Origin of the sequence: Paeniglutamicibacter quisquiliarum (assembly GCF_019084045.1) — a bacterium.
In the GTDB taxonomy this organism is placed as follows: domain Bacteria; phylum Actinomycetota; class Actinomycetes; order Actinomycetales; family Micrococcaceae; genus Paeniglutamicibacter; species Paeniglutamicibacter quisquiliarum.
The window spans coordinates 552,860-572,262 of sequence record NZ_JAHRED010000001.1; the positions used below are offsets into that span (position 1 = coordinate 552,860).

Annotated in this window: 18 protein-coding genes; 12 read left to right on the plus strand and 6 right to left on the minus strand. The window is 65.7% G+C overall.

What is annotated here, in order from left to right; all coding sequences use genetic code 11:
• Window positions 1–109 precede the first annotated feature (109 nt).
• The 8 genes from KRR55_RS02480 (at window position 110) to KRR55_RS02515 (ending at window position 8,234) form a co-directional block, all read left to right on the plus strand.
• Window positions 110–1,015, plus strand: a complete 906-nt coding sequence (locus KRR55_RS02480) for a dihydrodipicolinate synthase family protein (RefSeq protein ID WP_217387444.1) — start codon at window positions 110–112, stop codon at window positions 1,013–1,015.
• Window positions 1,016–1,103: 88 nt separating this feature from the next.
• Complete coding sequence (locus KRR55_RS02485) at window positions 1,104–2,105, plus strand: proline racemase family protein (RefSeq protein WP_217387445.1); 1,002 nt, start codon at window positions 1,104–1,106, stop codon at window positions 2,103–2,105.
• Entirely contained in the window at window positions 2,102–3,055 is a 954-nt protein-coding gene (locus KRR55_RS02490; RefSeq protein ID WP_217387446.1) for an ornithine cyclodeaminase family protein, read from the plus strand. Before KRR55_RS02485 ends, KRR55_RS02490 begins: the two co-directional genes overlap by 4 nt.
• Window positions 3,052–3,789, plus strand: a complete 738-nt coding sequence (locus KRR55_RS02495) for a GntR family transcriptional regulator (RefSeq protein ID WP_254455751.1) — start codon at window positions 3,052–3,054, stop codon at window positions 3,787–3,789. Before KRR55_RS02490 ends, KRR55_RS02495 begins: the two co-directional genes overlap by 4 nt.
• Window positions 3,790–3,801: 12 nt before the next feature.
• Window positions 3,802–4,983 (plus strand): NAD(P)/FAD-dependent oxidoreductase, encoded by a 1,182-nt coding sequence (locus KRR55_RS02500; RefSeq protein WP_217387447.1) that lies wholly within the window; start codon window positions 3,802–3,804, stop codon window positions 4,981–4,983.
• Window positions 4,980–5,246: a (2Fe-2S)-binding protein gene (locus KRR55_RS02505; RefSeq protein ID WP_217387448.1), complete on the plus strand. Its 267-nt coding sequence runs from the start codon at window positions 4,980–4,982 to the stop codon at window positions 5,244–5,246. Before KRR55_RS02500 ends, KRR55_RS02505 begins: the two co-directional genes overlap by 4 nt.
• Window positions 5,243–6,694 carry an FAD/NAD(P)-dependent oxidoreductase gene (locus KRR55_RS02510; RefSeq protein ID WP_217387449.1) on the plus strand — a complete coding sequence of 484 codons (1,452 nt, stop codon included), beginning with the start codon at window positions 5,243–5,245 and terminating at the stop codon, window positions 6,692–6,694. The genes KRR55_RS02505 and KRR55_RS02510 overlap by 4 nt, the downstream gene beginning before the upstream one ends.
• Window positions 6,695–6,770: 76 nt before the next feature.
• Entirely contained in the window at window positions 6,771–8,234 is a 1,464-nt protein-coding gene (locus tag KRR55_RS02515; protein ID WP_217387450.1) for an aldehyde dehydrogenase (NADP(+)), read from the plus strand.
• Window positions 8,235–8,453: 219 nt separating this feature from the next.
• Here the strand turns inward: KRR55_RS02515 and KRR55_RS02520 are convergent, their stop codons facing one another.
• Genes KRR55_RS02520 through KRR55_RS02530 form a run of 3 tightly spaced genes read right to left on the minus strand, consistent with a single transcriptional unit; the run spans window position 8,454 to window position 11,400 of the window.
• A complete protein-coding gene (locus KRR55_RS02520; RefSeq protein WP_217387451.1) occupies window positions 8,454–9,092 on the minus strand; it encodes a LutC/YkgG family protein in 639 nt (212 codons plus the stop codon).
• On the minus strand, window positions 9,089–10,603 hold the full coding sequence (locus KRR55_RS02525; protein WP_217387452.1) for a LutB/LldF family L-lactate oxidation iron-sulfur protein: 1,515 nt from the start codon (window positions 10,601–10,603) through the stop codon (window positions 9,089–9,091). The genes KRR55_RS02520 and KRR55_RS02525 overlap by 4 nt, the downstream gene beginning before the upstream one ends.
• A complete protein-coding gene (locus KRR55_RS02530; RefSeq protein WP_217387453.1) occupies window positions 10,600–11,400 on the minus strand; it encodes a (Fe-S)-binding protein in 801 nt (266 codons plus the stop codon). Before KRR55_RS02530 ends, KRR55_RS02525 begins: the two co-directional genes overlap by 4 nt.
• A 243-nt stretch (window positions 11,401–11,643) precedes the next feature.
• Between KRR55_RS02530 and KRR55_RS02535 the strand changes: the two genes are divergently transcribed.
• Together KRR55_RS02535 and KRR55_RS02540 are read left to right on the plus strand one after the other, a co-directional pair.
• On the plus strand, window positions 11,644–13,380 hold the full coding sequence (locus KRR55_RS02535) for an L-lactate permease (RefSeq protein WP_217387454.1): 1,737 nt from the start codon (window positions 11,644–11,646) through the stop codon (window positions 13,378–13,380).
• 140 nt (window positions 13,381–13,520) lie between these two features.
• Window positions 13,521–14,285, plus strand: coding sequence for a FadR/GntR family transcriptional regulator (locus KRR55_RS02540; RefSeq protein ID WP_217387455.1), 765 nt, complete (start codon window positions 13,521–13,523; stop codon window positions 14,283–14,285).
• 16 nt (window positions 14,286–14,301) lie between these two features.
• Here KRR55_RS02540 and KRR55_RS02545 read toward each other — a convergent pair whose 3' ends face one another.
• Both KRR55_RS02545 and KRR55_RS02550 read right to left on the minus strand, forming a co-directional pair.
• Window positions 14,302–15,312 (minus strand): NADP-dependent oxidoreductase, encoded by a 1,011-nt coding sequence (locus tag KRR55_RS02545; RefSeq protein ID WP_217387456.1) that lies wholly within the window; start codon window positions 15,310–15,312, stop codon window positions 14,302–14,304.
• 40 nt (window positions 15,313–15,352) lie between these two features.
• The gene (locus KRR55_RS02550) at window positions 15,353–15,742 is read right to left on the minus strand and encodes a DUF1304 domain-containing protein (RefSeq protein WP_217387457.1); all 390 of its coding nucleotides are present in this window, start codon (window positions 15,740–15,742) and stop codon (window positions 15,353–15,355) included.
• A gap of 94 nt (window positions 15,743–15,836) precedes the next feature.
• On the opposite strand from KRR55_RS02550, the gene KRR55_RS02555 reads away from it, so the two are divergent.
• Together KRR55_RS02555 and KRR55_RS02560 are read left to right on the plus strand one after the other, a co-directional pair.
• Entirely contained in the window at window positions 15,837–16,442 is a 606-nt protein-coding gene (locus KRR55_RS02555; RefSeq protein ID WP_217387458.1) for a TetR/AcrR family transcriptional regulator, read from the plus strand.
• Between the two features lie 134 nt (window positions 16,443–16,576).
• Window positions 16,577–17,815, plus strand: a complete 1,239-nt coding sequence (locus KRR55_RS02560) for an MFS transporter (RefSeq protein WP_254455752.1) — start codon at window positions 16,577–16,579, stop codon at window positions 17,813–17,815.
• A gap of 22 nt (window positions 17,816–17,837) precedes the next feature.
• Here the strand turns inward: KRR55_RS02560 and KRR55_RS02565 are convergent, their stop codons facing one another.
• Window positions 17,838–19,382 carry an amino acid permease gene (locus KRR55_RS02565; RefSeq protein WP_418888820.1) on the minus strand — a complete coding sequence of 515 codons (1,545 nt, stop codon included), beginning with the start codon at window positions 19,380–19,382 and terminating at the stop codon, window positions 17,838–17,840.
• Window positions 19,383–19,403: the final 21 nt, after the last annotated feature.

Sequence of the window (19,403 nt, forward strand, 5' to 3'; positions counted from 1 at the left end):
TCTGTGCAATGTCACATGATACTATCGAAATGTGATGTACGGCATGGAGCCGAAAGCATCGCCCCCAACTTTGCAAAACACTGAAAAGTCCGCTTGAAAGGAACACAACATGAGCACCACCAAGAAGCCCTGGCACGGAGTCATCGTCGCATCGGCGCTGCAGTTCAAGGATGACCACTCGGTCGACTACGAAGCATTTGCCGACCACGTTCGCTTCCTTGCCAGCAGCGGCTGCGACGGCATCGCCCCGAATGGCTCGCTGGGTGAGTACCAGACCCTGTCCGACGAAGAACGCGCGAAGGTCATCGAGACCGCTGTTGCCGCCGCACCCGAGGGCTTCGTAGTCATGGCCGGCGTTGGCGCCTACGGCGGACTGCAGACCCAGAAGTGGGCACAGCATGCCAAAGATGCCGGCGCTCACGCCATCATGTGCCTGCCACCGAACACCTACCGTGCAACCGACGACGAGGTAGTCGAGCACTTCCGCCTCGCCGCCTCCGCAGGCCTGCCGGTAGTGGCCTACAACAACCCGATCGACACCAAGGTCGACCTCACCCCGGCGCTGGTGGCACGCCTGTTCCACGAAGGCCTGATCGTCGGCATCAAGGAATTCACCGGCGATCCGCGTCGTGCCTACGAAATCAAGGAACTGGCACCGGGCATGGACATCCTCATCGGCACCGATGACACCGTCCTGGAAATGGGCCTCGCCGGCGCCGTTGGATGGGTTGCCGGATACCCGAACGCCATCCCACATGCCACCGTCGAGCTCTACCGCCTGGCCACCTCCGGCAACCTTGCCGACATGGAGCGCGCCCGGGAAATCTACCGCGACCTGCACTCGCTGCTGCGCTGGGACACCAAGACCGAGTTCGTCCAGTCGATCAAGCTGTCGATGGATGTCGTCGGTCTCAACGGCGGCCCCTGCCGCCCGCCGCGCGGCCCGCTCACCGACGCCGTCCGGGCCGCCGTCATCGCAGACACCGAGGCAGCTGTCGCCAAGGGTTACAAGTAACCTCAAAGCTCCGGTGCTGTTGGCCGACCCCACGGGGCCGGCCAACAGCGCCACCTCACCAACAACGATTTACCGGAGAACTTGAACCATGCGCACCAACAGGATCTTCCACGCAGTGGATTCCCACACCGAAGGCATGCCGACCCGCGTCATTACCGGGGGCATCGGCACCATTCCCGGTGACACCATGGCAGAGCGTCGCCTCTGGTTCATGGAGCACAGCGATTGGATCCGCACCCTGTTGATGTGCGAACCGCGCGGACACGCCTCGATGAGCGGCGCGATCCTGCAACCCCCCACGCGCCCCGACGCCGACTACGGCGTCCTGTACATCGAGGTCTCCGGACTGCTGCCCATGTGCGGACACGGAACCATCGGAGTGGCCACCGTGCTGGTGGAAACCGGCATGGTCGAGGTCCAGGAACCCGTGACCACCGTGCGCCTGGACACCCCGGCCGGCCTGGTCATCGCCGAGGTCGCCGTCAAGGACGGCCAGGCCGAATCCGTGACCATCCGCAACGTGCCCTCCTACAGTGACCGCCTGGACGCATCGGTCGAGGTCCCGGGCTACGGCACCGTGAACTACGATCTCGCCTTCGGCGGCAACTTCTACGCCGTCGTCGAGCTCGATGACCTGGACCTGCCGTTCGAACGCGAACGCAAGGACGACCTGATCACCGCCGGCCTGGCCATCATGGACGCCATCAATGTGGCCGACGAGCCCGTGCACCGCGAACGCGACGACATCCGCGGCGTCCACCACGTCTACCTCAAGGCTCCGGGCTCCACCGCCGAGCACTCCCGCCACGCCATGGCCATCTACCCGGGCTGGTTCGACCGCTCGCCGTGCGGCACCGGCACCAGCGCCCGCATGGCCCAACTCCATGCCCGCGGCGAACTGGCGCTGGACACAGACTTCATCAACGAGTCCTACATCGGCTCGCAATTCACTGGCCGTTTGGTCGAGGAAACCACCGTCGGAGGCCTGCCCGCCGTCATCCCCACCGTGACCGGACGGGCCTGGATCACCGGCACCGCCCAATATTTCCTTGACCCGAGTGACCCATTCCCGGAGGGATTCCTGCTGTGAACCTGCCATATTTCGACGCTGCCGAGGTTCGCGCCTCGCTTCCCTTTGACCGCGCCATCGCCGCCATCGAGGATGCGCTTCGCGGCCAGACGGATCCGGAAATCGACGGCCCGCGCATCTTTGCGCCGGCACCCGATGGCGAATTTCTGCTGATGCCGGCGATCGGCCAGGGCTACACCGGGCTCAAGGTCGCAACCATCGCCCCGCTGAACCCGGCCAAGGGTGAAGAGAAAATCCAGGGCGTCTACCTGCTCTTTGGCTCCTCGAACCTCACGCCGATCGCTTCAATGGACGGCGCGGAACTCACTGCCATCCGCACCCCGGCGGCGACACTGACAGCGGTCAAGAACATCGCAGAAGCGCCGGGCGGCACTCCGTTCACACGAACGCCGAAGGTGCTGGTCTTCGGGGCAGGAGTACAAGCGCTCAACCACATCCGGGCCGCCAAGTCGGTCTTCCCCGAGGGCACCTTCGCCGTGGTGGGCCAGCGGATCGAGCGGATCCAGGCACTGGTCGAACAGCTGGCGACCGAAGACATCACCGTCACCCGCGGCACGGTGGAGGATGTGCCGAACGCGGATGTGATCCTGTGCGTCACCTCCTCGCCAACACCGCTCTTTGACGGATCGCTGCCGGCCGACCACGCCATCATCGCCTCGGTGGGGCAGCACGGGCTCGACGCCCGCGAGGTCGACGAGACGCTCGTCAAGCGCTCAGAGGTCGTCGTCGAGGGACGTGCTTCCTCTTGGCGCGAAAGCGGGGATTTGATCCCCGCACGTAGCGTCGAAGAGTGGAAAGAGATCAACCCGGCAAACCTCAAGGACCTGGTGAACGGCAAATTCAGCCGCGTCGGGGGCAAGCCGACGCTTTACACGGGTGTGGGCATGGCCTGGGAAGACTTGGTTTCCGCCGCAGTGGTGTATGAAGATCACAGGAGTAACAACGCATGAGCGCACCTGTAAAAATCGGAGAACAAACCATGACCGGCAATTCAAAATTCACCATCGAAAAGCTCGACCGCCAGATGAGCCTGCGTGAGACGGTCACCGAGCGGCTCCGCACCTCGATCATCTCGGGTGACCTGGTGGAAGGAGAGCTGTACTCTGCACCCAGTTTGGGCGCGGCCTTCGGCGTCTCGGCAACTCCGGTACGCGAAGCCATGATGGACCTTGTCCGTGAGGGGCTGGTTGAGACAGTCAAGAACAAGGGCTTCAGGATCACCGGCATGACGGACGCAGAACTCGAGGAAATCGCCGAGATCCGGCTGCTGGTGGAACCGGCAGCGACCAAACGTGCCCTGGAAGCGGTTCCAAGTGACAGCATTTCCGACCTCCGTTCGCTGGCAGACGTCATCGTTCGCACAGCCCGGGACAAGGACCCGGAAGCGTACCTTGCCGCAGACCGTGAGTTTCACGCACGACTGCTGAGCTTTGCGGGAAACAAGCAACTTGTTGAACTGGCAACGTCGCTGCGCCTGCGCACGCGAATGTATGGCCTCAAGACGCTCATGGACAACGACCAGCTTGACGGCTCGGCCCAGGAACACCACGAAATGATCGATTGTGTGGAACGGGGCGACGGAGAGGCGATCTACGAATTGATGATCCGCCACATCAACCATGCTCGGGGCATGTGGAACACCGGCACCCCGGACCAAGATGCACCAGAGCAGAACACCCAGTAACCAGGAGTACACATGAATGCGCCCAGCGACGTGATCGTCATCGGTGCCGGAGTCATTGGTTCGGCGATTGCATATTTCGCCACCATGCAGGGACTCTCCGTGACCGTGCTGGAGCGCGGCCTTCCGGCAAGCGGAACCAGCTCCGCCTGCGAGGGCAACATCCTGGTGTCGGACAAGGAACTAGGCCCGGAACTCGAGCTGACAAAGTTCTCGCTTGACACCTGGCGCGGCGACCTGGCCGAGCACGCAGCCCACTGGGAATTCGAGTCCAAGGGTGGCATCATCGTCGCCTCCCGGGAATCCTCCCTTGCCTCGCTGGACCGCCTGACCAAGGCGCAGGCCGACTACGGGATCGACGTCGAACGGGTCGACATCCCGCGGCTGCGCGAATTCGAGCCCAACATTTCCCCCGACGCGCTGGGTGCTGCATGGTACCCGGACGACTGCCAGGTCCAGCCGATGCTGGTTGCAGGGCACCTGCTCAAGTTGGCCCGGGCCGCCGGCACCACGGTCATCACCAACACCATGGTCACCGGGTTTGTGCGCAACGGCGACACCGTCACCGGGGTGAAGACCGACCGCGGGCAATTCCACGCCCCGGCAGTCGTCAACGCCGCGGGCAGCTGGTCCGAGGACATCGCGGCACTGGCAGGGGTCAACGTGCCGGTCAAGCCCCGCAAGGGCTTTGTCATGGTCACCGAACCGTTGCCGCCGATGGTGCACCACAAGGTGTACGCGGCCGAGTACGTGGACAACGTTGGCAGCTCCGACGCCGGACTGCAGTCCTCGCCGGTGGTCGAGGGAACCCCAGCCGGGTCAATCTTGATCGGCTCCTCCCGAGAGCGCGTCGGATTCGACCGCAGCGTCAACACCGACGCCCTGCGCCAGATGGCCGCCAACGCCATCGCGCTCTTCCCGTTCCTGGAGAAGACGCGGATCATCCGCCACTACCACGGCTTCCGCCCCTACTGCCCGGACCACCTGCCGGTCATCGGCCACGACCCGCGCGCGCCTGGCCTCTGGCACGCCAGCGGCTACGAAGGCGCGGGCATCGGCCTGTCCGCCGGCACAGGAAAGCTCGTGGCCCAGGCCCTGGCCGGATTGGTCCCCGACATGTCACTGGCGCCCTTCGCCCCCGAACGCTTCGGCGCATTCACCCCGACCGGCAACGTCCCACAGGAGTCAGCAGCATGAGCACCACACCGCGGCGGATCACCGTGACACTCAACGACGCCCGGGTGACGGCCGATGCCGGCCAGAGCGTCGGCGCCGTCCTGATGGGCCAAGGAATCAAGGCCTGGCGCACCACCCGCAACGAGGGCAAGCCGCGCGGCCTGTTCTGCGGCATCGGCGCTTGCTACGACTGCCTGGTCACCATCGACGGACAAGCCAACCAGCGGGCCTGCCTGGTCGAAGCGACCGAATCCATGACCATTGAAGGGGACTTCAACGCATGAGCCCCCACGAGGAAATTGCCTTCTCCGTAGCAGTCATTGGTGCAGGCCCGGCGGGCCTGGCCGCCGCGGTTGCCGCGGCCGAACGAGGCGCCAGGGTCGTCGTCCTCGACGCCGGCGCCCAGCCCGGCGGCCAGTTTTGGCGCCACCGCCCCGAGTCCGTCGTTACCGAATCCGATGGCCACGGCCACCACGGCTGGAAGACCTACCTGGATTTGCGCGCACGCTTCGACGCGGCCATCTCCCGCGGCTTGCTGCGCTACTTGCCCAACACCCAGGTGTGGATGATCGAACGCGAGGATGCCGGCCGCTTTGTGTTGCGGCTGACCCCGGCCACCGGCACCGCAATCGACACTGCAACGGTGCGCGCCGACAAACTGGTTTCCTGCAGCGGCGGCTACGACCGCCAGCTGCCGGTACCCGGATGGGACCTGCCCGGGGTCATGGCCGCCGGCGGGATCCAGGCGTTCATCAAGGCCAACGGCGCCCTGCCGGGCAAGCGCTTTGTGGTGGCCGGGACCGGGCCCTTCCTGCTGCCGGTGGCCGCAAACATTGCCGAGGCCGGCGGCAAGGTCGTGGCAGTGTGCGAATCCGCCTCGCTGGCCAACTGGCTCCCGCACCTGGGCGCCGCAAGCGGCGTACCGGGCAAGGCCCTCGAGGGTGCGGAGTACGCTGCCGCCTTTGCCAGGCACCGCATCCGCTACCGCACGCGCACGGTGGTCACCGAGGTGCTGGGGGAGTCCAGCGCATCCTCGGTGCGCATCGCCAAAGTCGACGCCGAGGGGGCCGTGATTGCGGGAACTGACCTGCTGCTTGAGGACGTGGACGTCGTTGGTTTCGGCTGGGGGTTCACCCCTCAGATCGAACTTACCGTCGCCTTGGGGGCAGCGACGCGCATCGATGCCGACGGCTCGCTGGTCTGCGTGGTCGACGGCCGGCAGGCATCCAACGTGCCCGGTCTTTACCTCGCCGGCGAGGTGACGGGCGTTGGCGGTGCCGTGCTGGCCGTGGCCGAGGGGCTCGTTGCCGGGGCCGCGGCAGCCAACGGCGAGGCACCGGGAGCCGGCACCGCGCGGCAGATCCGGCGCCACCGCCGGTTCGCCGGGGCCATGCACCGGGCGCACCCGGTCCCCGAAAAGTGGGACGAGATGCTGACCGACGACACCCTGGTGTGCAGGTGCGAGGAGGTACGCCATGCCGAGGTCGCACACGCCCGCGACACACTTGGCGCCACGGATGCACGCACCATGAAGTCCTTCACCCGCGCCGGGATGGGCTGGTGCCAGGGCAGGGTCTGCGGCTTCGCTGTCTCCTGCCTTTCCGCCAAGGGCACCGAGGATGCAGGGGCCGAAGCCGCATCGCTGGCGGCCATCGCCAAGCGCCCCGTCGCCGCCCCGCTGACCCTGGGCGAGATCAGCACCATGGACTCCCGGCAACCCCGGGACGCATGACCGCCCACCCAAGTTTTCGACCCGCGGATTGCCTCCGCATCTCCATCTACTTCCCCGTGAAAGGACCACGCCAATCATGACGACCACCATCACCGTCACCCCGACGACAGCCACCGAGCTCGAGGAAATCCTCGTTGCCGCCCAGCAGGCGGCGGCCCCTTGGGCCGCACTGCGCCCCTCCGAGCGCGCCGCCGTACTGGATGCGGTTGCAGACGCCCTCGATGCCGCGGCAGGCACCCTCGTCCCGATAGCCATGGCGGAGACCAACCTGCCGCAGGCCCGCCTGACGGGAGAGCTCAAGCGCACCACCTTCCAGCTGCGCCTCTTTGGAGAGGTGCTGCGCGACGGCGCCTACCTCGACGCACGCATCGACCACGCCGATGCTCAGTGGCCGATGGGCGCACCGCGCCCCGACCTGCGCCGCGTGCTCGAGCCGATGGGCCCGGTCGTTGTCTTCGCCGCCAGCAACTTCCCGTTCGCCTTCTCCGTGGCAGGCGGCGACACCGCCTCCGCGTGGGCCGCCGGCAACCCCGTCATCCTCAAGGCCCACTCGGGCCACCCGGAACTCTCGAAGGCCACGGCCAACACCATCGCCGAGGCATTGGGGGCGGCCGGCGTTCCGGCCGGCGTCTTCGCCCTGGTCATGGGCACCGAGGCGGGCGCCACCGCGTTGAAGGATCCACGCGTCAAGGCGGCTGGCTTCACCGGATCCATCCCCGGCGGCCGCGCCCTCTTCGACATGGCCAACGCCCGCCCGGAACCGATCCCGTTCTACGGCGAGCTCGGTTCCAACAACCCCGTCTTCGTCACCGCCGCCGCTGCGGCCGAGCGCGGCGTCGCGATCGCCGACGAATTCGTCGCATCCTTCACCATGGGCGCCGGACAGTTCTGCACCAAGCCGGGAACGCTCTTCGTCCCGCGCGGTTCGGGCATCGTCTCAACCCTGCGCGCCACGCAAATGCCCGCCGCAGCTGCCCTGCTCAACGGCCGCATCCAGGCTGGCTACGTCGAGGTGCTTGGGGCCCTGCAGGGCCACGAAAAGGTCCAGGTCCTGGCCCAGGGCTCGGACCCGCTGGCCGATCCGCCGAGCCCGACCCTGCTGCTCACCAGCGCCGAGGACCTGTTGGCACACCCGGAGTCCCTGCAGACCGAGTGCTTCGGCCCGACCGCACTGGTCGTCGAGTACACCGACGAGTCGGAACTCGTTGCCCTGGCTGAAAGCTTCGAGGGCCAGCTGACCGCCACCCTTGTGGGCACCGAAAACTGCGAGGTCGCCGACCTGATCGAGGTGCTCTCCCGCAAGGCGGGCCGCGTGTTGTGGAACCAGTGGCCGACCGGCGTCTCGGTGACCTATGCGCAGCAGCATGGCGGCCCGTACCCGGCAACCACCTCCGTGGGCAGCACTTCCGTGGGCACCGCAGCGATCTCCCGCTTCCTGCGTCCTGTGGCATATCAGGGCTTTCCGCAGGGACTGCTTCCCGAGGCGTTGCAGGATGCCAATCCGCTGAACGTGCCGCAGATGGTCAACGGCAAGCGATAGCCCTCTGCCTGTCGGATTCCCCGAGGAACGAGCCGGCCAGCGGTTCGATTCTCGGGGCCGGTGCAAATCGCGGGATGAACCTCATAAGCGGTGCAGGAAGAACGTGACTTATGGTCGGCATACGGTCACGGGATCGCAATCCAGCGGCCTTAACGCAGGTAGCGGTTCCGCGGTGCACGAATGCGTGCGGGCCGCGGAACCGCTTTCGTGGTTGGGCGCCTAGAGCCCCTTGGCGATGATGACGTCCAGCTGGCGCGGGCCATGCACGCCCTCGACGCGCTCGAGCTCGATGTCACTCGTGGCGCTGGGCCCGGAGATCCAGGTCAGCGGGCGGGTGATGTCCATCCGCTGCATCGCCTCGGGCAGCAGGCGCACAATGCTGGAGACCGGGACCACGCACACGTGGTGGTCGGGCACCAGGGAAATCGCGCGGCGGCCCTGATCGCCGCTGCCGTCGAGCACGATGGTGCCGGACTCGGCGATGGAGACGGCCGAGGAGGTCAGCACCGCGTCGGTGCCGTCCAGCTCGGCCACGCCCAGCACGGCGCCGGGGGCATCGATGCGTCGGCGTGCATCGCCGGCCGGCGCGGCATCGGCCAACCAGGTCCCGTCGATGCCGTGCGGCACCACAAAGCTGGAGGCGTCCTTGAGGCGCTCGGCAATCGTTGCCGAAAGATCCGCGGCTTCCACGACGTCGACGTGGGCCTTGTAGTCCTCGAGGCGGTCCACCAGCAGTTCGATGAGTTCGGCCTCCGGCATGTCCGAGACGGTGCGGTACTCGCGGGGAACCGGCCCCGGTGTCGGGGCATCGCGCAGGGCGGAGGTGATGCGGGAGAGGATTTCTTCCTTGGCGCTCATTTGGTCAGCTTCTCCTGCTCATTGATGGGTGCAACCGGCTCGTGGTCCTTCTTCCACCAGTCGCGGAAGGACTGCGACGGGGGAGCGGGGATGTCGCGGGACTGTGTCCAGCCGGCCGCGATGCCCGGAAGGCGCTTGATCTTCTTGTCGCGCCCGCCAGCGAGCTTGCCCAGCGGCAGGCCCTTCTCCAGCAGCCCCAGGTGCTTGCCCGAGGAGAACGCCCAGGCCCCGCCCTTCATCATCAGGTCCATTTGGCTGGGCAGCTTCTTTTCCCCGCGCTTGGAGTCCACGTCCTCCCCGCGCAGGTGCACGAGGATCTCGGGGATGTTGATCTTCACCGGGCAGGCGTCGTAGCAGGCGCCGCAGAGCGAGGAGGCGTAGGGCAGGGTGCTGTTTTCCTCGGACTTGATGCCGGTGAGCAGCGGGGTGAGGATCGCCCCGATCGGGCCCGGGTAGGTGGAGCCGTAGGCGTGGCCGCCGGTGCGTTCGTAGACCGGGCACACGTTCATGCAAGCCGAGCAGCGGATGCAGTTCAGTGCGGTGCGCCCGTATTTGTCGGCCAGTGCCGCGGTCCGTCCGTTGTCCAACAGCACCAGGTGCACGTTCTGCGGTCCGTCGCCCTCGGTGACCCCGGTCCACAGGGAGGTGTAGGGATTCATGCGCTCGCCGGTGGAGGAACGCGGCAGCAGCTGCATGAAGACCTCGAGGTCGTCCTTGGTGGGGAGCAGCTTTTCGATGCCCATGACGGTGATCAGGGTTTCGGGCAGGGTCAGGCACATCCGGCCGTTGCCCTCGGACTCGACTACGGCCAACGTGCCGGAGTCGGCCAGCGCAAAGTTGGCCCCGGAGACGGCGACCTTGGCGGAGAGGAACTTGCGGCGCAGGTGCTCGCGGGCGGCCATGGCCAGCAGTCGGGGTTCGTCGGTGAGGTTCGGGTCGACGTTCGGCATTTCGGCCAGGAAGATGTCGCGCACCTCGGTGCGGTTCTTGTGGATGGCCGGGACCAGGATGTGGCTGGGCTTGTCGTGTCCCAGCTGGACGATCAGCTCGGCCAGGTCGGTCTCGAAGGCGGAGATGCCCTGTTCCTCGAGGTACTCGTTGAGCCCGATTTCCTGGGTGGCCATGGACTTGACCTTGACGACCTCGGTGGTGTCCTGCTCGCGGATCAGGTCCGCGACGATTTGGTTGGCCTCCTGGGCGTCGCGGGCCCAGTGGATGATGCCGCCGCGGGCGGTGAAGTTCGTTTCGAACTCCTCCAGCAGTGCCGGGAGGTTGGCCATGACGTGGTTCTTGGTGGCCGAACCCGCATCGCGCAGTTGTTCCCAGTCGGGAAGCTCGGCCACGACCTTCAGGCGCTTGTCGCGGATGGTGTGGGTGGCGTGGCGCAGGTTGGCGCGCATCTGGGTGTTGCCCAGTTCCCGGTGTGCCGCGGCCGGGAAGGGTTCTTCGATGTGGAGGTTGCCGTCGCCGAAGACCGGGAGGGTCGGCATCCCCATGAAGACGTTGCTCATCGCACGCCCGCCTTTCCTACGAGGATTTCGCCGGTCACCGAGACCGGCTCGTCAAGGGTGCTGGCCAGGATCTCGGCAAAGTGCAGCGTCGTAGCATCCGACTTGGTGCGCGAGAGGCCGCCGCCGATGTGCATGAGGCAGGAGGCGTCGCCGCCCGCGCACAGCGAGGCGCCGGTGGACTCGATGTTCTTGGTCTTGTCCTGGAGCATGGCGGAGGAAACGTCCGCGTTCTTCAGGGAGAAGGTGCCGCCGAAGCCGCAGCACTGGTCGGCCTCGGGCAGGTCGGCGACCTGGATGCCGGCCACGGACTTGAGCAGGTCAAGCTGCCGGTCGCCGAGTTTCAGCGAGCGCATGCCGTGGCAGGAAGGGTGGTAGGTGACCTTGTGCGGGAAGTGCGAGCCAAGCTGTTCGGCGGCGTTGGTGACACCCAGGACGTCGACCAGAAGCTGGGACAGCTCGTACGTCTTGGCGCCCACGGCCTCGGCCCGCGCCTTGAGCGCGGAGTCCCCGCAGCGTTCGGCCAGGACCGGGTGCTGGTGCTTGACGGAGGCGACGCAGGATCCCGACGGCGCAACGGCCACGTCGTAGCTCTCCGCCTCGAAGGCCTTCACGTGGTTGGTCACCACGGGGAGTGCCTCGTCCATGTAGCCGGAGTTGATGTGCATCTGGCCGCAGCATGCCTGCCCCGAGGGGAAGACCACCTCGTGGCCCAGTCGTTCGAGGATCTTGACCGTGGCGCGAGCAGTCTGCGGGTACATGGCGTCAACGATGCAGGTGGCGAAGAGTGCGATTTTCATTCAGTGATCCTTCCGGCGTGCTCAGCCGAGGAATTGATGTGGTCTGACCATACTAGGACGTGATCGGGCCCACGTCCACCCGGCGGGCGAAGTAAAAAAATTCTGTGACCCCACTCACCATGGAGTTGAATTTTGGGTTATGCTGGTGTGGTCGGACCATAGTGGTCCGACCACGGATGTCTACCGGCGTCCACCAAGACCCACCCCTTATCCGCGCTCCACTCCCAACGCGAAGGACGCCCAGTGGACACCTTTACACCCACCACCGATCCGCTGGCAGGAAGCATTGCGCTTTCCGCCATCATTTCCCTGCTGCCCCTGCTGACGTTCTTCGTCATGCTGGCGGTCGTCAAGGCCAAGGCGTACGTCTCGGGCCTTACCTCCCTGCTTGTTGCCATCCTGGTCGCAATCTTTGTCTTCAAGATGCCTCTGGGCATGGCCTTGATGTCGGGGGTGCTTGGCGCGGTCTTCGGGGCCTTCCCGGTGGTCTGGATCGTCATCATGGCGATCTGGCTCTACCAGGTCACCGTCGTCTCGGGCCGGTTCGAGGACCTGCGTCGCGTCTTCGACGTGATCGGCGGCGGCGATATCCGCATCCAGTCCATCCTGATCGCCTTCTGCTTCGGCGGCCTGCTTGAGGCGCTGGCAGGATTCGGCGCACCGGTGGCCATCACCGCGACAATGCTGCTGGCCCTCGGCATGGCCCCACTGCGTGCGGCCGCCGCGGTACTGGTCGCCAACACCGCCCCGGTGGCCTTCGGCGCCGTGGCCATCCCCATCACCACCGCCGCCGGCCTGACCGGATTGGACGCCAACCACATCGGCGCCGTCGTCGGCCACCAGGCACCGCTGCTGGCCATCTTCGTCCCGACCCTGCTGCTGTTCATCCTTGACGGCAAGCGCGGCGTCAAGGAAGTCTGGCCCGCGGCGCTGGTCATCGGCGGTTCCTTCGCCGTGGCCCAGTTCCTCTGTGCCACCTACTTCTCCTACGAGCTCACCGACATCGTCGCCTCGCTCGCCGGCTTGGGCGCCGCAGTGATCTTCCTGCGGTTCTGGACCCCGAAGGGCCGCGACGAGGCACGCGCCCGCGTCCTGGTGGGCGAGGCAGCGCAGGGCGCACATGCCGGCCAGGGCGGCAACGCCCGCACCGGTTCGGCCGCCGCCTACCGCGGGCACGAACAGAAGCTGGAGGCCGGCCCGACCTTCCTTGCGCTCTTCCCCTACCTGCTGGTCATCGTCGTCTTCGGCATTGCAAAGCTCTGGAAGCTGGGCGTGAACGTCCCGGGAGCGCTGGCCGCGACCGACGTCAAGATCAAGTGGCCCATGCTCTACGGCCACGTGCTTGACGGCGAAGGAAACCCGGTTTCGTCGACGATCTACAATTTCCAGTGGCTTTCCAATCCCGGCACCCTACTGCTCTTCACCGGCCTGATCGTCGCGATCGTCTATTCGCTGAACGACGCAGGCGGCAAGTACAAGATCAAGGTGTCGGATGCCGTCCTGGAAATCGGGCGCACGATCTACAACATGCGGTGGGCCGCCACCACGATCCTCTCGGTCCTGGCCCTGGCCTACGTCATGAACCTCTCGGGGCAGACGATCACCATCGGCACCTGGCTCGCGGGAACCGGCGCCTTCTTCGCGTTCCTGTCCCCGATCCTGGGCTGGATCGGCACGGCTGTCACCGGTTCCGACACCTCGGCAAACGCCCTGTTCGCGAAGCTGCAGCAGACCGCCGGCATCAACGCCGGAATCGATCCGAACCTGCTGGTCGCGGCCAACACCTCGGGCGGTGTCGTCGGCAAGCTGATTTCCCCGCAGAACCTGGCCATCGCCGCCACCGCGGTGGGCATGGAAGGCAAGGAATCGGTCATTCTGAAGAAGGTCGCCGGCTGGTCGGTGGGCATGCTTCTGGTGCTGTGCGTGCTGGTGTACCTGCAGTCCACGCCGATCCTGGGCTGGATGCTGCCGACCCCGTAAGGCGGGCCCGGCAACACCGGCCGCGACGGCCGACAAGCGGCCCTGTGCATCGGCGAGGCGTATCGCCGATCCACGGGGCCGTCGCCGGCTCCGCAACCCATTAGGCTTGAATGATTCTTTGTGTGGTCAAGGGACCAAACATGAGCAATGACCATGGGGGCAAGAAAGCAGTGAAAAGCACAGCCAGGAATTCGCCGCAGCCGGCCCGGGCCTACGAGACGGTCCTGACCACCATCGAGGCCGACCTTCGCGCGGGAAAGCTCAAGATTGGCGACCAGTTGCCCGGCGAGCGATCCTTGGCCGAGACCCACGGGATCTCCCGGGCATCGGTCAGGGACGCCATCCGCATCCTCGATGCCATGGGCATGGTGCGCACCTCCACCGGGTCCGGGCCAAACTCCGGCGCCGTCGTCATTTCCGATCCCGCGGTGGGACTGTCGGCGACGCTGCGGCTTCACGTTGCCTCGCGCCAGCTTTCCGTTGCCGACATCGTCGAATCCCGAATCCTGCTGGAAACCTGGGCCGCCGAGTCCGCCGACCTGGGCAGCGACCCCGAGCGCAGCGCCGCGGTGTTGCGGCGGACGGCCGAGCTGCTCGAGGCCATGGACGAGCCGGGCCTTGACCGCGAGGAATTCCACGACCTCGACTCCCAATTCCATGTCCTGCTCTCATCGCTTGCCGGCAACGCCGTCATCGAGGCCATGATGGAATCGCTGCGCCTGTCGATCAGCGACTACGTCAGTGAGTCCGTGGCCAGCGACGCTGCCTGGCAGAAGATCGCCAAGGTCCTTCGGGCCCAACACCACGGCATCCACCAGGCGGTTGCGGACGGTGACGGCCCGCTGGCCGCCAGGCTCCTGCGCGAGCACATCGAGTGGTTCTACACGGAATCCAGGCAGCTCTGAGCGGCGCCGGGGGCGTTTAGAGTTTGATGACCATTTTGCCGGTGTTGGCGCCGCGCATCAGGTCCAGGAACCCCTGCACCGCGTTGTCCAGGCCCTCGACGACGGTCTCGTCGAAGACGATCTTCCCCTGCGCAATCCATTCGGACATGTCGGCCATGAACGCCGGGTAGTGTTCGGCGTAGTTCCCCACGGTGAACCCCTTGAGGGTTAGCCCCCGGGTGACCATGTTGCTCATGTTTCGCGGACCCACGGGGGCCTCTGTCGAGTTGTAGACGGAGATGGCCCCGCACAAGGCGCCCCGGCCACCGGGGTTGAATGCATCCAGTGCAGCCTCCAGGTGTTCACCACCCACGTTGTCGAAATACACGTCGATGCCTTCGGGCGCCGCTTCGTGCAACTGCCCGCGGACCGGCCCGTTCTTGTAGTTGAAGGCGGCGTCGTAGCCGTACTTTTCGGTCAGCAGATCGACCTTGGCCGCGCTGCCGGCGGAGCCGATGACACGCTTGGCGCCCTTGAGGCGGGCAATCTGGCCTGCCGCGCTGCCGACGGCCCCGGCCGCGCCGGAAATGAAGACGGTGTCGCCGCCCTTGAGGCCGGCAATTTCGGTCAACCCGACATAGGCGGTGAAGGCCGTCATGCCCAAAATGCCGAGGTAGGCCGACAGCGGCAGGCCTGGAATGTCCTGGACCACGCGGAAGTTGCCTGCCGCGGCCTGGGAGCGGTCCCGCCATCCCAGTTGGTGAAGCACCGGATCGCCGACGCTAAATCCCTCGGCGCGTGATTCAACCACGCGGCCCACCGCTCCACCCGTCATGACCTCGTCGAGGGCATACGGCGCAGCGTAGGACTTGGTGTCGTTCATGCGCCCGCGCATATAGGGGTCAACGGAAATGAACTCGTTGGCCACCCGGATCTCGCCCTCGGCGAGGTCGGGCAGTTCCACCGCGACGGTGGAAAAATTCGCGTCCGTTGGCCACCCGGTGGGGCGGCTGGCGAGGTGGATCTGGGTGCTGGTGAAAGTGGACATGAAGTCGAGGCTCCTTTTCAGAGAGGAAATTTGGGGGGCTTTAGCGGGTGAAGGCAAACAGGCCAAAAATGATGGCCAGGGCCGGAGCCGTGAGCTGGAGGATGGCCGCGCGGGCAAGCTTGGGCGAGGACAAGAGCAGGACCATCCCCGCCGCCGCCATCGAGCCGGTGCCTGCAAAGATCAACGTTGCTCCGGCAGTCGTGGACGAAGCAAGCGCCAGGACCATGCCCAGAACCGTGAGAACGGCCAGGAACAAGTTGTAGAACCCCTGGTTGAAGGCCAGCGGCTTGGTCGCGCTTGCCTCGGCGTCAGTCTTGATGCCGAACGCCTTGCGGGTGGAGGGGAGGTCCCAGCGCAGCGACTCCAGCACAAATATGTACACATGGATTGCCGCGGCCAGTCCGGAGAAAATCATGGTTGTCAGCAGCATCTGGTGCGCCCCTAGATTGAACGAGTGATTGTGTAACGCTCGTTCCAATATATACTGGAATGACCGTTACACAAAACAGGGGGATCCGGGTCTCATGGCCAGAACGCAAGAATTCGATACCGGCAAGGCGCTTGGCGATGCCCGGCGCGTCTTTTGGGACAAAGGATTCGATGCCACATCGATCGCGGATCTTGAGGCCGCCACGGGACTGGGCCGTTCAAGCATCTATCACGGCTTTGGCTCCAAGCGGGGACTCTTTGATGCAGTGATCCAGGACTACATGGATACGATCCTGCGACCTCGCCTGACCCTGTTGCACAACCCGGCACACCCTGCCGAGGGCATCTCGACCTACCTGACCTCGTTGTCCGATGCCTTGGTGAAGACGGCGGACCAGACCACAAACCGAGGATGCCTATTGCTGAACACTGCGGCGGGCATCGCGGGAAACGACGAGGCGCTGAGGCTGTTGGTCGATGGGTACCAGGTCGAATTGCGGGACGGCGTTGCCGGCGCCCTGCGCGCAGCCGACCCAACGCAAACCGACGCGGTGGTTCTCGCCCGGGCCCGTATCCTAGCGGGGCTGACCATGGGCGCACTGCTCATGGCGCGCGTGAATTTGGGCGAGGCACTGTCCACCCTCGAAGCGGCCGGGGAACAGGCGCGGCTGTGGCTTCCGGCGGGATCGCAAGCCCGGTAGGCCAGCTCCACGGGCCTGTTTCCGCGCGATTTCCCTTCGGGTCGAAACCCAAAGTAGGGAGCGCCGGGCCGATGTGAGCAACCTTGCCCCCGGTTCGCCGTCTCCCGCAAGGGCTTGCCCAGTAATCTGTGAGCATGTCCAAGATGGAAAACCCGGCAGCCGACAATCCGCACACGGTTCCGCGGCCGGCGTCCCGTGGATTCATGTTGCTGTCGCTACTCGCCGTGATTCTCGTCGGGCTGAACCTGCGTGCGGGCATCACCAGTGCTTCACCGCTATTCCTGGACCTGCAGGAATTCCTGGGCTATGGCCCGTTCGTCACGGCGCTGCTGCCCTCGATCCCCACCCTGGTTTTTGCCGTGGCCGGCATGGCGACGGCGTGGCTGGCCCGGCGCCTTGGCCTCTCCGGAACAATGCTGCTCGCACTGGGCGTGCTGGCCGCCGGGCTGGCGTTCAGAGCATTGCCGACCACGTGGGCATTGCTGGCCGGAACGGTGGCGGCCATGTGCGGCATCGCGCTGTGCAATGTTGCCATGCCGTCGTTTATCCGCGAGAACTTTGCCCAGAAGACCTCGATGATGACCGGTCTGTACACGATCACCATGTCGGTGGGCGCCACCGCCGCCTCGGCCCTGAGCGTCCCCCTGGCGTTGGCCGCCGGCTCGCCGACCATGGGGCTTGCCACCTGGAGCTTCCTGGCGGTAGTCGCCGTGCTGGCGTTCCTGCCGTTCATGGTCATGGCCCGCTCGGACCGCGCCGCCACGCCGTCGCCGTCGGGCGTCAGCCCGCTCTCGCTCATCCGCACCCGGCGCGGAATGGTCATCACCGGGCTCTTCACCGTCCAGGCACTCATGGCCTACGCCATGATGAGCTGGCTGCCCAGCATCCTGATCTCGCGGTCCATGTCGCCCGCCGATGCCGGGATCATCCTGGGGGCGCTGCAGGCCATGACGATCCCCGCAACCATGCTTTCCCTCTGGCTCGTCAACAAGCACGGCAAGCTGCGCGGCGCCTTCATCATGTGTTCGGTCATGGTCGCCGCAGGACTGGCTGGCCTCGTGTGGCTGCCACTTTCGCTCGCCTGGCTATGCGCGGTCGCCATGGGAATCGGGTTCTCCGTGTTCCCGCTGGTGCTGCTGGTGATCTCCCATAGCGGGGACACCTCCGAGGAAACCACCGCGATGAGCACCCTGGCCCAGTCGGTCGGGTATCTGGTGGCCACCAGCGGACCGTTCGGCATGGGCCTGTTGTACTCGCTCAGCGGCGACTGGACCCTGCCGTTGCTGCTGCTGATTCTCGTTGCCGGAATCCAGCTCTGGCTCGGTGTCGTGGCCAGCGGCTATCGCCGGGGAACCCCGCAACGCGTGCAGTAGGTTCCCCGGCCGACGGGACCGGTTACGCCTTGGAGGCTAGCTCGTCTTCGACATCCTGCGGCGCGGCCAGGTCCATTTCGAGCAATGGCACCACCTTGGACTTGGTGACAAGACGGTGGACGAGCCACAGTCCCAGGAAGATCGGCAGGCCGATGTAGGAGGAGAGCACCTCCATGCCGCGCCCCGCCACCACCGCCTCGTAGTTCTGCCCGGCGATCACCAGGATCAACACGGCGAATGCCAGCAGCGGCCCGATGGGGAAGAACGACGCCCGGTAGGGCAGGTCGCTGACCTTGTTGCCCTGGGCCAGGAAGCCGCGCCTGAACCGGTAGTGCGAAATTGCGATGCCCGCCCACACGATGAATCCGCACAGGCCCGAAACATTCAGGAGCCAAGCGTAGGCGGCACCCTGGCCGACGATCGCGGACAGGAACCCAAAGAGTCCAACCGCGGCGGTGGCCAGCAGCGCCGGAATGGGCACGCCGCGCGAGTTGGTGCGGCCAAAGACCTTGGGGGCCTTGCCGTCATGGGCCATGGAGTAAAGCATGCGGGTCGAGGCATACAGCCCGGAGTTGCCCGCCGACAGGATCGCGGTGAGGATGACCGCGTTCATGAGCGACGCTGCAAAGGCGATGCCCGCACGCTCAAAGACCATGGTGAACGGGGAGGCTGCGACGTCGGCCTCGCCGGATGCCAGCAGGCTCGGATCGGCGAAGGGGATCAGGCAACCGATGATGAAAATGGCGCCAATATAGAAAATCATGATCCGCCAAAAGACGTTGCGGATTGCCCGGGGCACCTCGCGCCGGGGATTCCTTGCCTCACCGGCGGCCACGCCGACCAGTTCGGTGCCCTGGAAGGAGAAGCCGGCGATCATGAAGACTGAAATGATCGATACCCATCCACCGTGGAAGACGTCCTCGCGGTTTTGCCAGTTGCTGAGCCCGGGGGAGCTGTCACCAAGAATGCCGACGATCATCAGGACACCGGCGATCAGGAACAGCACCACGGCGGACACCTTGATCAGCGAAAGCCAGAATTCGCTTTCGCCAAATGACCTGGCCGAGAGCGCATTGAGCCCCGTCAACACGACGAGGAAGATCCCGGCCCAGATCCAGCCGGGGACGCCCGGCAGCCAGAAGTCCATGATGATCCCGGCGGCGACCAGCTCCGCGGCCACGGTGATGGCCCAGTTGAACCAGTAGTTCCAGCCGATCGCGAACCCGAAGGAAGGAGAGACGAAGCGCGTGGCGAAGGTTTGGAAGGAACCGGCGACGGGGATCTTGGCCGCCATCTCGCCCAGGGACTGCATCAGCAGGAACACCATCAGGCCAACCAGGGCGTAGGCAACCAGTGCGCCGCCGGGGCCGGCCTGTGAAATCGTGCCGCCCGAGGCGACGAAGAGTCCCGTGCCGATCGCGCCACCGATGGCGATCATCTGCAGGTGCCGGCTGCTCAGCCCGCGCTTGAGTTCGTTGTGATGGCTGGCAGGACCGGTGCCGGACGTGTTCGCGGTTTCCCGCGGTTCCGCCGCTTCGGGTTCGAGTGCTACAGAAATTCTGCTCATGGGTGTCATGCAACACCACCA